Here is a 15,958-nt window from a genome sequence, read left to right on the forward strand (position 1 = left end):
CAAAAGAGGTCGCAACTCTTGTTGCAACCTCTTCTACAGGCTTAAATATTGTACTTAACTAAATAAACTTACTAGCCAATCCAACCAATAGGCCGACATAGGTGACTACCATTAACAAATCCAACAAGCGCCAAATTCGGATAAAGAACGTTGTTATTCGAAACGGCGTATCTTTTATAAAAATAACTATCGCCATTAATAAACCCATTACCGCAATGATTACTGCGATAAATGGTAATACTGAAATTGCGAAGACTTGAACGGATAAAAAATGTGCTCCAATTAACAACAACACACACTCCACATCAAGCAAATGCAACCGTGCGGGCCAAAAACGGGGAAACAAGCGGCGAATAAACTTCATTATTAGCCATAAAATTACCATTAACGTAATTTGTCCGTACCAGTGTGTAATCATGAAATATCCTCCGTTTCGCACGACCTACTCCTCATTATTATAATGCTCCCCCCTTAGAATGCAACGCTCCCACCATTGACACTTTTATCATTCCCCGGTAAACTACCACGTGAAGTTTAAAATGAGGAATGATTAAAATGGCGCGTAATAAAAAGAAAAAATCAACATTTCAAAAAATTACTATGTTCGTTGTATGGATAATGTTGATTTTTACTGTGGGTGCTGTAATTATTGGCTCAGTTGGCGCTCTTATCGGTTATTAATACAAACGACTTATCCATAACAGTCACGTTCAATGATAGATTTATAAATATAATCAGCCAATAATCCTCAACGGCATGGGGGTTCAGTATTAATAAATTTTCTATGAAATTGTTTTTTATCACGACTTTGTAACCAAATTAATTTGTTTGCTATATTTAAATTATAATTATGCTTTATAATTAGTAAATAATTAGCATACATGTGAATTAACACTTCACATTCTAGTTAATTCACATGTATGGTACGCTAAGTAATATTTGAATTTTGTTTCGATTATTAACACTCATGTAAACTTAATAATCGCAAAACAAAAAGCAGTCTACTAAACTGCTTTGTTGAATATTTTTGTTAATCGTTAATATAAATTCAAATATATATTATTTATTATCAACACCCTTAACGCCTATTTCGCGAATCATATTGATATCTACTAATAATTTATTCATTGAAGGAATAGCATACTCAATAACAACAGGTATTTCTGCCGGAAGGCGGCTAACCATTAATTGCCAGTTATACTCCCCCAACCTACTGAGTTCAACATTTTTTTGATTAATAATATTTTTTAAGTGAAATGTAGTTATCTGCGGTAATAAGTGCTCGAATGCACGCATACTATCCTCTTCAATCCAACGCCAATTTCCACTATCAAAACAATATCCTATCCGCACACTATGTCCAAATAAATGCTTAAAATTAGATTCAATTACCGATAAGCGACCATACTTGTTCGGTTGGTTTTCAAGTTCAACCAGCATCCCCTGACAAAATACTTCCTTCAATGAATGTTCTAAACCATCGTCTATTACTGGTTGTTTTCCCCAACTAAACTTCAACTCATCCAAATCATAATCCTTTGCCAGACGTAAATAATCAAAAATTTGTCCATTTATTTGAGAAGCATCAAAAAAATCATGCGCTACCGACAAATAAAATTTCCAGTTGTTTTGGTAACATACCTCACGGATTAAGCTCAACTCTTTATTCATTGTTGCAGGATTGAATAATTCACTTCGAACTTGAATGCCATCAATTGGAAGTCCTGCTAGTTGTTGAACTGCTTGAACTTGTGTCATCTTATTTGGAATTTGATTACCAAATACAGCTGTGTTAATAATCACCTTCATCTAAAATCACTCCATTATAAATGGCGCGACTGCACCATAAAGCGCTGCATCGTTATGTAGCTGTGCAGCTTTGATTTCGGTATCAAGAAATCCTTTTGGTAAATGACGCCTAACAGCCGTTTTTAAAGGCTTAATTAGGCATTCTTCTTGAAGAGAAACTGCTCCTCCAATCAATAATAATTCCGGATCGATAATCAGAATAATATTAGCAAGTCCTCTTCCAATTTCATCAAACCATTTCATCATAATATGCCCGACATTTGGATCTCTATCCATCTGCGCAAAAGCGTCAATAGGTGTTAATCCTAGACCTGACAATCGTTTTTCTAAAGCAATAGTGGACGAACGCTGCTCCCATGTTAAATAGTTATCAAGACCAGCATCCATATATCCTACTGAGTTTGCTCGCCAATGAGCGCCGTTGATTAATTTTCCATCAACGTAATGAGCTCCCCCAATTCCTGTTCCCAGGGCTACACAATACACATCTGTATACGATTGTGCGCAACCACACAACAACTCACCCAACAATGCCGCATCAACATCATTTACCACGCGAATAGGAAGATGAACACTTGCACTAAGTGTTGACCCCAGTTCAGTCCCCATATACCCTGGAATGGTTGGCCCAGCATACATAATCCGACCATTTTTCTCATCAACAATACCAGCGGTACTAATCCCCACCCCGCTGCAATGCTCACACGCACAAACTTTACGACTAACTTGATCAATTATTTTAAGAATACAATCATTTTGATTACGGTTTGTTGAATACTTACCGACATAGGTAATCCCTTGAGATTCGTCTATCAATGCCGCTTTAATAGTGGTTCCGCCCACATCAAAAGCAAGGTACTTGTTCACGACCAATCACCTTCCTAAATAATCAACCCTCCAAAGCATCTGTAAATCTTTTAGTGATCTGCTGTGGGCGCGTAATGGCTCCTCCAACCACAACCGCATGAGCACCTAAATCAATGACCCGCCGTGCTTTCGCTGGACTATCAATTTTTCCTTCACAAATTACTGGAACATTAGCCACCTTTAAAACCTCTTTAAGATATTCAAAATCGTTGTCTGCGATGTTTAATCCCGTAGTTTCCGGAGTATACCCATGCATTGTTGTTCCAATCAAGTCAAATCCCAATTCGTTTGCAGCACGCACATCTTCAATCGAACCCGTATCGGCCATAACCAATGTTTCTGGAAATTCCACATGACATTTTTTAACCATTGCTCCTAAATCAGTCCCCTGAGGGTGCGGTCGATTAGTACAATCCGTTGCAACTACTGCCACCCCAGTTGCAGCAACAGCCCGCATCTCTTTCATTGTTGGTGTAATATACACTGGACTGTCATCATAATCACATTTAATAATTCCAATAATTGGCAATGAAACTTCATCCTGAATTGCCTGAATATCAACAATTGAATTAGCTCGAATTCCTGCAGCATTTGCCTGGCTCGCCGCCCTTGCCATCCTAGCCATAATAAACGAACTATGCAGTGGTTCATCTTCTAAAGCCTGACACGAAACAATTAGCTTGCCTTGCGTTTGTTCTAAAAAAGCATTCATTACCTACACTCCTTTACACTATTTCAAATATTTAACTGCAATTTCATGAGCTTTCCGTTTCATTTCAGCAGTAGGTTTCCTCATTGGCTCACGGGTAAATCCAGCATGCACACCTTGCTCTTGTAAAAGCAATTTAATACAGTTATATAAATCATTGTCGAGAATCGCTGAAATTAAATCATTAGACTGCCGCTGCATTTCCCTAGCTGTAATAATATCGCCTTCATTAAACGCTTTAATTTCCCGTTTTACCCGCGGAGTGTTAACGTTAAATGTTGAACCAATACAGCCATCAACCCCAAGCACAAGTGCTGATAATAACATTTCGTCAAACCCAGAATAAATTTTTTTATCCGGAAATTTATTCCTGAGACGTTCTAACAGATAAAAGTCATTGTTTGTGTATTTAATCCCAACTATTTTAGGATTTGCTAATAATTCTTCAAATTGTTTAAGTGACAAAGCCACCCCCGTCAACGCCGGGATTGAATATACAATTAATCGTGTATCTAAACCTTCAACAATGGTATCATAGTAGTTTTTAATTTCATCAAAATCAAAATGATAGTAAAATGGCGTTACCGCCGAAATCGTTGAATAACCAAGAGTATTTACTACATAATTTGCCAGCCTTTTTGCCTGAACGAGATTGGGTGATCCCACTTGAGCAATTAAATCACATGCGCCAGCCGCTTCCTCAATTGCAATCTTAAAAATCTTCTTTTTCTCTTCTTCATCAATTAAAAATGCTTCACCTGTACTTCCGCCTACATATAGCCCATCAACGTGCATTTTATCAATGTTATAACGAATAATTTCCCGAGTCCCTTGTTCATCAAGATTACCATTCTTGTCAAACGCCGTCATCAATGCTGAATATACCTTTTGCATTTTTATTCACTCCTTATTTAATATTTTTATTGATAGTTTTTAATGTTAATCCAACAATATCCTTAGTGCTCTTTTTAAACAAACTGAAAACATATCCTAAGACCATACTTCCAATGAAGCCAATACAACTTACCAACAGTGCGTTTACTCCGTGAGATTGAATGAAATAACAAATTAAAGATGTCAATAACATTCCTAACGTAGCGCCAAAACCATTAGCACGTTGGCTTAAAATCCCCAACGCAAACGTCCCGGCGATTGGAACACCAAAAAGACCGAAAAGCGACAGATATGCATCTAACATATCTTCCCGATGAACTTTAATTAACATTAACGTACAGATAAGACTCATCAACCCAACTACTAAAATTGTAATACGAGTTAATTTCATACTCATTTCATCGCTTTTATCCTTCATAAACCGTTTTTGAAAATCAGTTACTACACAAGCAGCGGTACTATTTAAACTAGAGGCAATCGTTGCTTGTGATGCTGCAAAAATAGCGGCAATAATTAACCCTGCGATTCCTGCTGGAATTTGGGTTAAAACAAAGTATGGGACAATTGCAGCAGTGTTAAAACCTACCGGTAAATGCCCGCCATTGTGATAGAAACTAAATAAAACAGTCCCCATTCCATAAAATAATGGAATTGTAATTAATGATAAAATTGCATTTGTCCAGATTGACTTAGCAATATGTTTTCGATCCGTCGACGTTGTATACCGCTGAACAACATCCTGAGAAGCCGTATATTGATATAAACTATTAAAAATTTGCCCCAATAGAATAACTGGAACAGTTGCTTTAACAAGACTCCATGAAAAATCACTCCGAGTTAAGATTTTTCCTTGACTAACCGTTGTCCTCATTACTGAATTCCATCCACCATGAGTCCGATAAATTGCAAATCCAATTATGATTGCTGCACCACTTAACAATAAAATCCCTTGAATAACGTCACTCCATATAACACCTTCCATACCACCGTGATACGTATAAACTATACATAATCCTGTAATTAACAATGCAACCCAATACGGATTAATCTTAATGATCGATTCCAACGCAACCGTTGGTAAATAAATAACAATGGCTATTCGTCCTATGTGGAATAGTATAAATAACAAGCTACTGAATATTCTGAGAAACGGGTTAAACCTTGCTTCTAAATATTCATATGCTGTAGTTACGTTTAATTTTTGAAAAAAAGGAATATATAAACTGATAATAATTGGTGCAATTAAAAAGATAGACAAATTCCCAAAAGCGTACGCCCAATCAGTATCAAAAGATTTAGCTGGCGTCGACATATAAGTAATTGCACTTAGCGTTGTTGCAAAAATACTAAAACCAACTGCCCAGGCTGGAACGTGACTCCCTCGAGCTTTGAAAAATTCCTGTGAATTTTTATTACTTCGCTTTTTGAAATAATAACCCACAAACAACATCAAAATTAGATAACCAATTAACACAACCCAATTTAATGTACCAAACCCGTGCTTTGCCATATACAAGACCCCTTTCAAGGAACATGTAATCGCTTTCTAAAAACAAGTACATTGTACACCGGTCTAGTCCAAAATTCAATCAACTCATGCTAATTTCACAAAATGGGCGATAATAATCGGGAAAAATACTGCTTAAACTTCAACCATCCGGACTGTTTGTCGAAATCTTCCGCCGTTAAGCGGGTACAATCTGCAAGGTCATTCTCAAACGTTGCCGCCAGTTCTGTCGCTAACTCCCGATCATAACAGAACGCATTGCATTCAAAGTTAAGTTTAAAGCTTCGAAAATCGACGTTAGCCGATCCCACCGAGCAAATTTCCCCATCACTAACAAACGTTTTAGCGTGCAAGAAACCGTTGTTATACTGGTAAACTTCAACCCCATTTTCAATTAACGCCCGCGCATAATACTGGGTAGCCCGGTAAACAAACGCGTGGTCTGGCATGCATGGAATCATAATCCGCACCCGAATACCTGAAGATGCCGAAACACACAATGCCTCGAAAACAGAATCATCTGGAATCAGGTACGGCGTTTGAATATTAATGTAGTGGTCCGAACTATTAATTAACTTTAAATATCCAAGTTTAATTGCCTCTGTATCACTGTCTGGGCCCGAAGAAACAACCTGGATATTCGTTGCTCCGTAACCATAGTGAACCGGGAAGTAGTGATCCGCATAGTCAACCTGGGCAGTCGTTCCCTTTGTTGTTGCATTCCAATCCATCAAAAAACGGGTCTGCATCGCGAGAACCGCAGTTCCTTCAATCCGCATGTGTGTATCCCGCCAGTTTCCAAACCGGGGATTCTTCCCGAGATATTGGTCACCAATATTAAATCCACCAATGTAACCAACCTTACCGTCAATAATGGCGAGTTTCCGGTGTTCCCGGTAATTTAACCGGGGACTATGAATCGGCGCGCGTTTCGATCCTAAAAATGGTTCTGCCTGACCACCATGTCGTTCAAAGTCCTTAAAAAAGGAATGCCGCTGTCCCCGCGAGCCCATGCTATCATAAATTACCCGCACTTCTACCCCCCGATCAAGAGCGGTAATAAGGGCATCCCGGATCCGGGTACCAATCTCATCACTAAAAAACGTATAGTATTCCAAGTGAATATGATCATGCGCCTGCGCAATATCAGCTAACAACGCATCAAATTTCGCAACGCCATCCGTATAAAGACGAACCGCATTGTCATGCGACATCACCGCCTGATCGACATCAAGGAGCAACCGAGACAGCTGGCGAGAATCATTATTGGAAAGTGCTGCTGGTAGCAACCGTCCCGCTTGCCATTCGTCCTTCTGTGCCGTAACCAACTTATCAGTTCCCAACCGTTCCTGCATCTTTAAATTAAAAATTCGTTCACGCGAGATCTTTTTCCCCGCAAAAAGGTAGATAATAAAACCGATTCCCGGTAAAAGCAACAACACAAGCAACCATGCCCATGTCGCCGCAATATCTCGCTTCTCGCGGAAAACCGTAATTACAGCCGCGATGATGTTTAAAAAAAGAATTGCAATGATAATTTGCCAAATCACTAATTCGCGCTCCTAACCTCCACAGTATTATCGTCCTAATTTTACCATACGCAATTATGCCATAAAAAAAACGATGTTTAGCATATCACGTTAACGCCACTAAACCCCGTTTTATTACGCTATCCTGTTTACAAACTAACCGCGCTTAAACCATGCCCGTAGCCGGCTAAAGAACCCACCATGGTTCCTTTCCCCATACTTTTTTCCGTTAATTTTCATCAAAGGAACCGTTTCTCCCTCTAACCGGCGAGCAACGTTTCGGTAACCCTGACCGGCCTGGTTCCCTTCGTCTAAGACAACCGGTTCCCCCTTATTGGTTGCCGCGATGACCCCATCGTCTTCAGCAATCACCCCCACCAGCTTAATTGCCAGGTGGTGAGTAATTTCATCGACATCCATTACCTCACCGTTATTCATCATATCAGGGCGTACCCGGTTAATCACTAACATCGGCTCTGTTTCTAAATCCTGCTGTTCTAATAAGCCAACTACCCGATCAGCATCCCGAACCGATGAATTCTCCGGGGTCGTAACAACAATTGCCTGATCCGCACTTGAAACTGCATTAATAAAGCCCTGTTCAATACCCGCTGGACAATCCAACAAGACATAATCAAAATCCTTCTTTAACTGGGTCACAATTTCTTTCGTTTGCTCGGGTTCCAGCGCAGACTTATCCGTGTTTTGGGCCGCTGCTAATACATACAGCTGATCATCAAACCGTTTATCCTTAATCAGGGCCTGGTGTAGCTTTGCACGCTTTTCTGCAACGTCAACAATATTATAAATAATCCGGTTTTCTAACCCCATCACAACATCAAGGTTTCGTAACCCAATATCAAGGTCAACGAGACATACGCGCTTCCCTTTTAGGGCGAGAGCCGTTCCAACGTTTGCGGTCGTTGTTGTTTTACCAACACCGCCTTTCCCCGAAGTTACAACGATTGTCGTTCCCATTTAAAACACTTCCTTTTCTGCAAAGAACTCTGGCTTTTTCTTTAAAAATTCAATTAACGGCGCAAACTTAACCGTCTCATCTTCGACAAAAGCAACGGTGGTTGGAGCGCTTAACTGCGTCTCATCCTCATCAGCAATAATTGCAACGATTGTTCCAATCCGCACCTGTTGCACCTTACTCAAATCTCCAACAATCACTGCATCGGCACGCTTGGTCCCAGCACAAATGATTCCTTCAAGCGCCCCTAGTGCGTAAATATTTCCTTCAGCACGAAGAGTCCCGCCATCATGAACAGTTCCCATGAATAAAACATCACCGGTTAGCTGTTTGTCTTGACCACTCCGAACGATACTCGTATCAACCCGCGTTTGAACATCTGCGACAACCTTCGCTGCGGTCGTACGTAAAACAACCGTTGATTTAAACCCCACAACTGACAACAACGGGTATGGTTTGAACAGCTTCTTTAGCTCATCCTCCTGCGGGGTCGTTAATTGACGCATTCCGGTTTGAACGGTCACGGTCATTTCTTTATTCTTATACTGTTTATCCTCATTCACTTTCGCTAAAAGATCCGCGAGTTCTTTTTTTATCTGGGTAAAGCTAGCCGTATCGTGAACCACCAGTTCAAACCGATCCTTATATCCTTTTAAACTTACTGCTTTCATGACTTCTCCGTTCATTTATGAATACCGCCTTAAGAACCGATCCAGCGGGTAATACAACAAAACAAATGCCGCTAAGTTAAATGCCAACGTTGGGCCTAGCGTCTGCGCAATCATCGCAATCAACGAGCCGTTTGCCATCCAAAACGAATAAATTCCGTATGACAAAACCGTCATTACAGTAACATCAATTAAATAGATCATAATTGTCACCAAAAACGATGGCGCGAAGTACTGGGCAATCCACCGGGTAAAAATCACCATCACGGGTAGAATCAACACGTATACACCGAGAATTCCCGTATAGAACATATCAAAAAACAAGCCAGCAATTACCGCCCATAACCCAATGTGTTTAACCCTGTCACCGCAGACACAAATCGTCATTACAATCCACAATAAAACAAGCCGACTCTCCACTGAAATCGTAGTTGAAAAGAACTGGGTGGAAAAAAGGTGACTTAAAGATCCGTCTAACATTAACGCCAGAAATAATCCTATCGGGAAAAAATACCTCATCTTCGCGATTCGCATGCTTCTTCACCTACCGTTTGATAACCGTTACAACGCTAAGGTTTGTCATATTAGCTGCTGGTTGAATGTAAATCTTAGCAGGCATCCCATAATCAGCACTCTCAACCCGGGTAACCTTTCCAACAAGCAATCCCTTCGGGGTGATACCACCAAGTCCCGAAGTCGTAACCTGCGTCCCTACCTTAACGGCGTCCTTATTAGTAACTTGCCCCATGATCAACTGGTTAGTCGTACTGTTGTAGCCGGTAATTAGCCCGTTAACGGTAGTTCCCTTAATATTCTGAACCTCTACCGGGAACCGGTCAACGGCATCATCCTTCGTCGATAAAAGCTCAACCTTGCTATTATTTTGGCTGACCTCAATAATCCGACCAATTAAACCGCGTTGTGACATTACAGCCTGGTTTTTCTTGATTCCGGCCCGGGAGCCCTTATTAATAACAATAATGTTTTGCCAACTCGAAGGGGCCCGCGTTACTACGGCAGCCGTAACTTTTTCGTATGCTGTTAAACTATGATTTAAGGATAACTCTTGTTGAAGTTGTTTATTCTGCTGACGCAGCGCTCGGTTTTCCGCCCGCTGCTCCCCCAGCTCCGTTATTTGCTTCTTCAGCTGTTCGTTTTGCTGATACGTATTTTCTAACGCCGCTGCTGAACTTCCAATCGTTTTTAATCCGTTTAAAGGAACTGCAACAACGTCATCAACGATAGTTGCTGCATCATTCCCAATTTGCTGAATAAAAGGCGGTGTTTGCCGGTTATTCCGTACATCAATTGAAAAAGCAATTAACAAGAAACTCCCAATTATCGCCACCAACGCTACAACGAGTTTCTTATTTAGCCCAAACTTCCGCATGAATTATCCTCCTACCTGACTACCATTCAAAAAGTTAGAGGCTGGCGTAAACCACCCTCTAACTCTCTCCCACAAAGCTACTTCTTAATCGCACCAAACCCCTTAAGGGCCTCACCGGTTCCAATCGCAACGCAGTCAAGCGGGTCCGTTGCAACAAAAACGGGTACTTTCGTTACATCCGCAATTACTTCGTCTAAATTCCGTAATAACGCGCCCCCACCGGTTAATACAATTCCTCGGTCAATTACGTCTGCCGAAATTTCCGGTGGCGTCTCTTCCAGAATGTCCTTAATTGACGTGATAATTGCCGTTACTACTGGCTGAATAGCTTGTGCAACCGCACTTGCTGGAATGTCAACTGTTTGTGGCAATCCACTCTCGAGATCACGTCCCCGAACAGGCTGATCATCCAATTCATCCGCCTTCTTTAATGACGCCGATGCGGCATCAAACTTTAGTCGTTCGGCCGTACGCATCCCAATTAACAACTGAAAATGCTCTTGCACATAGTTCGCAATTGCTTCATTTAGCTTATCACCAGCCATCCGAATTGACCGGCTAGATACAATCCCACCTAATGAGATTGTCGCAATATCAGTTGTTCCTCCACCGATATCAACCACCATACTTCCAGTGGGATCATTAACTGGAAGATCCGCTCCAATTGCTGCAGCGAAGGGTTCCTCGATCACGTCCGCATTTCGGGCACCAGCAACCTGTGCGGCATCAATCACCGCCCGTTTTTCCACCTCAGTTGCCCCACTTGGAACACAAATCATAATATTGGGCCGGCCAGCAAGTCGTCCCCCAACGGCCTTTTCAATGTAGTATTTCACCATCGCAACCGTCGTATCATAATCGGCAATAACACCGTCTTTCATCGGCCGGGTTGCAATAATACTTTCAGGCGTCCGGCCAATCATATCACGCGCGTCAGAACCGACCGCAATAATTGCCCCTGTTCGCGTATTTTGGGCAACAACTGAGGGCTCACGTAAAACAATTCCCTTACCTTCAACGTACACGATAGTATTCGCCGTCCCCAAATCAATTCCAATATTTCTCGTCCCGAATCCAAACACGCTCTTCTTCATCCCTTTACCTACCTCGGCCAATCAAAACCGTTATTCGTACCGCAATTATACCACATTCGTTCTAACAATCGTTATCAGATTCAAGCGGATTCTCCCCAATTAACCGAACATTAATCGCCTGGAACCCCCGGTGACCTTCCATTACTTGAAAGGTCACTCTTTGCCCAACCATGAGCCTTCGCAATTCCCGCTCCTTAATTGCGGTAAAGTGAACAAAAACATCATCTGCTGCTTTGTCCGGGGTGATAAAACCATACCCCTTCTTGTCATCAAAAAAATGAACCGTTCCTTCCATTTTATCCTCCGTATCCTTAATTCATAACCTTATTTTTTAAAAAAGGGACGCACCGTTGCAACAAAATATAACGAACCAGTGAATAAAATAACATCATCTGCCGTAGCGTTCTGAATAATCGCCATGAATGCAGCCCGCCAGTCTGCGATGTACTCAACGCCTAACTCCTGCGCATCCTTTGCCCCAACTAATGGTCGCGGAGGGCACTCAAATCCCGTCAATACCACCCGTACGCCCTTAATTCGTTTCAATTGCTGCACCATCGCTACTGCATCTTTATCGGCAAGAATTGCCATAATAACATTGATTGTCCTACCACGGTACCGCTGTTTAAGCGTGTCTCCTAATACTGTTATTGCTGCAGAGTTATGGGCTCCGTCTAAGAGAACAAGTGGCTCGCCAACAACCTGCTCTAATCGTCCCGGCCACCGAACGTCTTCTAACGCCCGGGTAATTTCTCCCGGCTGGGGGGTAATATGTGCTTGCTCACAGCATATTTCAAACAGCCGGAGGGCCACCGCCGCATTAATCACCTGATATTGACCCTTTAATGCGGTTGTTACCGTTAATACCGGCCAGTTCTTATCGTGATACGTTAACCGCTCTCCGGTAGGCATTTGGTGATGATCCAGCACTAAAAAATCCTCGTTATACACCGCTAGCGGCGCATGTTGCTGAATCGCTCGTTGCCGAATCACCGGATAAGCTTCATCAGGAACCTGTCCCACAACAACCGGACAACGCGGTTTTATAATTCCCGCCTTTTGGGCAGCAATTGCCGTGATGGAATTGCCTAAAAGCTTCATGTGATCATACGCAACTGTCACAATTGCACTCGCAACCGGATGCGGCAGCACGTTAGTTGAATCATACGTTCCCCCGATCCCTACCTCACAGATAACAAAATCAACTGGATGTGTTGCAAAGTAACAAAACATCATTGCGGTAACGACCTCAAATTCAGTCGGGCCTTCCCCCGTCGTATCCATTTGTTTAATTATTGGTTCCAGCTTCGTTACCAGGGTGACAACCTCGGCGTCCGTAATCATTTTGCCGTTAACCGCAATTCGTTCATTAAACCTAACAATATACGGCGACGTAAACGTCCCAACGGTTAATCCCTGCCCGATTAGGAGATTCCGAAGCATGGCAACTACTGAGCCCTTTCCGTTTGTTCCGGTTACGTGAATAAACCGCCCGTGTTCCTGAGGATTTCCTAAAAGCGCCAGAAATTGCCGCATCCGTCTTAACGTTGGTGCCTTTTTTAAGCGCGGCCGGTTATGAATGAACGCCAGTGCTTCATCGTAATTCATCATTTTCCCCCCATTAAAAAAGAGAAACCGGTCACCCAGTTCCTCTTTCTTGGTGTCCGGTTTAAGTTTACACCGAAACCAACACGCCTTCAGTAATTAAATTCATTTTACGGCACTCAATTCATCAATCCGTGCCTTAGTCGCAGTTAATTTTTCTTGGTAATCCGCCAACTTTGCCCGTTCCCTATCAACAACGGCTGCCGGTGCATTCGAAACAAAGCGTTCATTTCCAAGCTTCTTTTGTGCCCGCAACACTTCTGCATCAAGCTTAGCGGCATCTTTCTTTAACCGCGCAATCTCATCTTCCAGATTAATTAATTCAGCAAGCGGAAGTAAAACCTCCCCACCTGAGATTGCCTTGGTAACAGCTAATTGTGGGGCCTGTACGTCCGCGCCAATCGTTAGTTCCTTTGCATGACAGAACGCAGTAATGTAATCAGCGTTGGCCGTTAAGATGGTCTGAACCTGCTCGTCAGTTGTTTTAACTAGAACGTCAACGGCACTTGACATCGGCGCATTAACCTCTGTTCGGATATTCCGGACCGCCTTGATCAATCCAATTAGGACCTCCATCTGCCGTTCCGCATCCGCATCAAGCTGGTCTTCGTGGACCATTGGGTAAGCGGCCGTTACGATTGATTTCCCGTCATGAGGCATCGTTAACCAAATCTTCTCCGTTACAAACGGCGTAATCGGGTGCATCAACCGTAAAATTTGATCCAGAACGTGACATAAAATATGCTGCACAACTTGCTTACGGTGCGTATTTGTCCCGTTCAAATCTCGTTTTGTAAACTCGATGTACCAATCACAAAAGTCGTTCCAAATGAAGTTATAAAGGGCCCGATCAGCTTCACCAAATTCATATTCTTCAAAGAAACGGAGTACCCGTTTCGTCGTCTGGTTTAACCGGCTAATGATCCACCGGTCAGCTAACTGCCAATCGCCCTTAGCAGGCAGTTCGGTGGTGGTATTATCATCCAAATTCATGATGACGTACCGGCTTGCGTTCCAAATCTTATTGATAAAATTCCAAGCCGCATCCATTTTCTGGTAGGAGAAACGAATATCTTGTCCGGCGGTTGTTCCAAACGTTAAAAACCACCGGAGCGCATCGGTTCCGTACTTATCAATCACGTCCATCGGATCAATTCCATTTCCCAACGACTTACTCATCTTCCGCCCTTGTTCGTCCCGAATTAATCCGTGCAAGATTACATCCTTAAACGGCCGCTTTCCGGTAAATTCAAGGCTTTGGAAAATCATCCGAGAAACCCAGAAAAAGATAATATCGTACCCGGTTACTAAGGTACTTGTCGGGAAGTACCGCTTGTAATCAGGATTATCCGTATCCGGCCACCCCATTGTTGAAAACGGCCAAAGAGCACTTGAGAACCACGTATCCAACACATCCGGATCCTGTTCCCAGTTTTCAATGTCCTGCGGAGCTTCTTCCCCAACGTAAATCTCCCCGGTCTCCTTGTGGTACCACGCCGGAATCTGGTGGCCCCACCAAAGCTGCCGGGAAATAACCCAGTCATGGACGTTTTCCATCCACTGCTTAAACGTGTGTTCAAACCGTTCCGGTACAAAGTTAACCTTATCAGGACCCTCTTGGTTCTTTAAAGCCGCTTCTGCGAGGGGTTTCATTTTCACGAACCATTGCGTTGACAAGCGCGCTTCTACCTGCACGCCAGTCCGTTCAGAATGACCCACACTGTGAACGATTGGTTCCACCTCTAACAAGTATCCTTGATCTTCAAGATCCTTAACGATCGCCTTCCGGGCCTCAAACCGGTCCATCCCCTCATATTTTCCGGCATTGGCGTTCATCGTCGCATCCTCGTTCATCGTGTTAATCCGCTTAAGGTTGTGCCGGTTTCCGACTTCAAAGTCGTTGGGATCATGCGCCGGCGTAATTTTTACCATTCCGGTTCCAAACTCGGGGTCAACGTATTGGTCAGCAATGATCGGAATGTGACGCCCTTGAAGGGGAAGCACAACTTCCTTTCCAACAAGTTCCTTATACCGGTCATCATCCGGATTAACGGCAACAGCAACGTCTCCCATCATTGTCTCTGGTCGGGTCGTCGCGATTTCGATATAGTTGTTACCGTTAAACGTTGTTCCGTCAACAAACGGATACTTAACGTGGTAAAAGGCCCCCTTGTCATCCTTATGGATTACTTCGATATCCGACAGCGCCGTCCGCGCCTTCGGGTCCCAATTAATGATGTATTCGCCACGGTAGATTAACCCCTTCTTATAAAGAGTAACAAAGACTTTCCGCACTGCCTTGGACAGTCCCTCGTCCAAGGTGAAGCGTTCCCGGTCATAGTCAACGGAAATCCCCATTTTTGCCCATTGCTGGTGAATGGTTGCGGCATACTCATCCTTCCATTCCCAAACTTTCTTGACAAATTCCTCTCGCCCTAGATCATAACGAGAAATTCCATCCTCAGCTAACCGGGCTTCCACCTTTGCCTGAGTAGCAATTCCAGCGTGGTCCATTCCCGGAACCCACAGCGTATCATATCCCTGCATCCGCTTTAACCGAATTAAAATATCTTGCAATGTTGTGTCCCAGGCATGGCCTAAGTGGAGTTTGCCGGTTACGTTCGGCGGTGGAATTACAATCGAATATGGTTTTGCATCCGAATTACCACTCGGCTTAAAGACCCCATCCTTAACCCATTTGTCATAACGGCCCGGTTCGACGTCTTGCGGATTATACTTGGGCGCCATGTCAATTTCCCGTGTCATTTTCATCACAATCCCTTCTAAAAAAACAACGACGCAGCCATCCATCATAGGACGACTACGCCGCGGTACCACCTAAATTGGGGAACATCCCCCACTTTAATCATTCATTAACGGTTGATCATTCCGGTTAGGCCTACTAATTCA

At 42.9% G+C, this 15,958-nt stretch carries 16 protein-coding genes and 1 other annotated feature (1 of these 17 cut by a window edge); of the genes, 1 reads left to right on the top strand and 15 read right to left on the bottom strand.

The window, feature by feature from the left end; genetic code table 11:
- Positions 1-58: 58 nt before the first annotated feature.
- On the bottom strand, positions 59-418 hold the full coding sequence (locus tag ACI3E1_RS01540) for a DUF3397 family protein (RefSeq protein WP_405023921.1): 360 nt from the start codon (positions 416-418) through the stop codon (positions 59-61).
- 137 nt (positions 419-555) lie between these two features.
- Between ACI3E1_RS01540 and ACI3E1_RS01545 the strand changes: the two genes are divergently transcribed.
- The gene (locus tag ACI3E1_RS01545) at positions 556-681 is read left to right on the top strand and encodes a DUF4044 domain-containing protein (protein WP_405023922.1); all 126 of its coding nucleotides are present in this window, start codon (positions 556-558) and stop codon (positions 679-681) included.
- Between the two features lie 378 nt (positions 682-1,059).
- On the opposite strand, the gene ACI3E1_RS01550 is transcribed toward ACI3E1_RS01545, so the two are convergent.
- From ACI3E1_RS01550 to ACI3E1_RS01615, 14 genes are all read right to left on the bottom strand, one after another.
- Positions 1,060-1,809 (bottom strand): hypothetical protein, encoded by a 750-nt coding sequence (locus ACI3E1_RS01550; RefSeq protein ID WP_405023923.1) that lies wholly within the window; start codon positions 1,807-1,809, stop codon positions 1,060-1,062.
- A 6-nt stretch (positions 1,810-1,815) separates the two neighbouring features.
- Positions 1,816-2,676 carry an ROK family protein gene (locus ACI3E1_RS01555; protein WP_405023924.1) on the bottom strand — a complete coding sequence of 287 codons (861 nt, stop codon included), beginning with the start codon at positions 2,674-2,676 and terminating at the stop codon, positions 1,816-1,818.
- A gap of 22 nt (positions 2,677-2,698) precedes the next feature.
- A complete protein-coding gene (locus ACI3E1_RS01560) occupies positions 2,699-3,388 on the bottom strand; it encodes an N-acetylmannosamine-6-phosphate 2-epimerase (protein ID WP_405023925.1) in 690 nt (229 codons plus the stop codon).
- An 18-nt stretch (positions 3,389-3,406) separates the two neighbouring features.
- Positions 3,407-4,279, bottom strand: a complete 873-nt coding sequence (locus tag ACI3E1_RS01565) for an N-acetylneuraminate lyase (RefSeq protein WP_405023926.1) — start codon at positions 4,277-4,279, stop codon at positions 3,407-3,409.
- 13 nt (positions 4,280-4,292) lie between these two features.
- Positions 4,293-5,789 (bottom strand): sodium:solute symporter, encoded by a 1,497-nt coding sequence (locus ACI3E1_RS01570; protein ID WP_405023927.1) that lies wholly within the window; start codon positions 5,787-5,789, stop codon positions 4,293-4,295.
- A gap of 95 nt (positions 5,790-5,884) precedes the next feature.
- Entirely contained in the window at positions 5,885-7,336 is a 1,452-nt protein-coding gene (gene cls, locus ACI3E1_RS01575; RefSeq protein ID WP_405023928.1) for a cardiolipin synthase, read from the bottom strand.
- Between the two features lie 135 nt (positions 7,337-7,471).
- Positions 7,472-8,293 (bottom strand): septum site-determining protein MinD, encoded by an 822-nt coding sequence (gene minD, locus ACI3E1_RS01580; protein WP_405023929.1) that lies wholly within the window; start codon positions 8,291-8,293, stop codon positions 7,472-7,474.
- Positions 8,294-8,977, bottom strand: a complete 684-nt coding sequence (locus ACI3E1_RS01585; protein WP_405023930.1) for a septum site-determining protein MinC — start codon at positions 8,975-8,977, stop codon at positions 8,294-8,296.
- Positions 8,978-9,493, bottom strand: coding sequence for a rod shape-determining protein MreD (mreD, locus tag ACI3E1_RS01590; RefSeq protein WP_405023931.1), 516 nt, complete (start codon positions 9,491-9,493; stop codon positions 8,978-8,980).
- A gap of 10 nt (positions 9,494-9,503) precedes the next feature.
- Positions 9,504-10,349: a rod shape-determining protein MreC gene (gene mreC, locus ACI3E1_RS01595; protein ID WP_405023932.1), complete on the bottom strand. Its 846-nt coding sequence runs from the start codon at positions 10,347-10,349 to the stop codon at positions 9,504-9,506.
- A 77-nt stretch (positions 10,350-10,426) separates the two neighbouring features.
- Positions 10,427-11,431, bottom strand: coding sequence for a rod shape-determining protein (locus tag ACI3E1_RS01600; RefSeq protein ID WP_405024047.1), 1,005 nt, complete (start codon positions 11,429-11,431; stop codon positions 10,427-10,429).
- 73 nt (positions 11,432-11,504) lie between these two features.
- Complete coding sequence (locus tag ACI3E1_RS01605) at positions 11,505-11,738, bottom strand: cold-shock protein (protein ID WP_405023933.1); 234 nt, start codon at positions 11,736-11,738, stop codon at positions 11,505-11,507.
- A gap of 29 nt (positions 11,739-11,767) precedes the next feature.
- Positions 11,768-13,051, bottom strand: coding sequence for a bifunctional folylpolyglutamate synthase/dihydrofolate synthase (locus tag ACI3E1_RS01610; protein WP_405023934.1), 1,284 nt, complete (start codon positions 13,049-13,051; stop codon positions 11,768-11,770).
- Between the two features lie 102 nt (positions 13,052-13,153).
- Positions 13,154-15,814, bottom strand: coding sequence for a valine--tRNA ligase (locus ACI3E1_RS01615; protein ID WP_405024048.1), 2,661 nt, complete (start codon positions 15,812-15,814; stop codon positions 13,154-13,156).
- 44 nt (positions 15,815-15,858) lie between these two features.
- Positions 15,859-15,958 (bottom strand) — a binding site (T-box leader); it runs 107 nt beyond the window's last position.

Source organism: Ligilactobacillus sp. LYQ139 (genome assembly GCF_045033025.1).
Lineage (GTDB): Bacteria > Bacillota > Bacilli > Lactobacillales > Lactobacillaceae > Ligilactobacillus.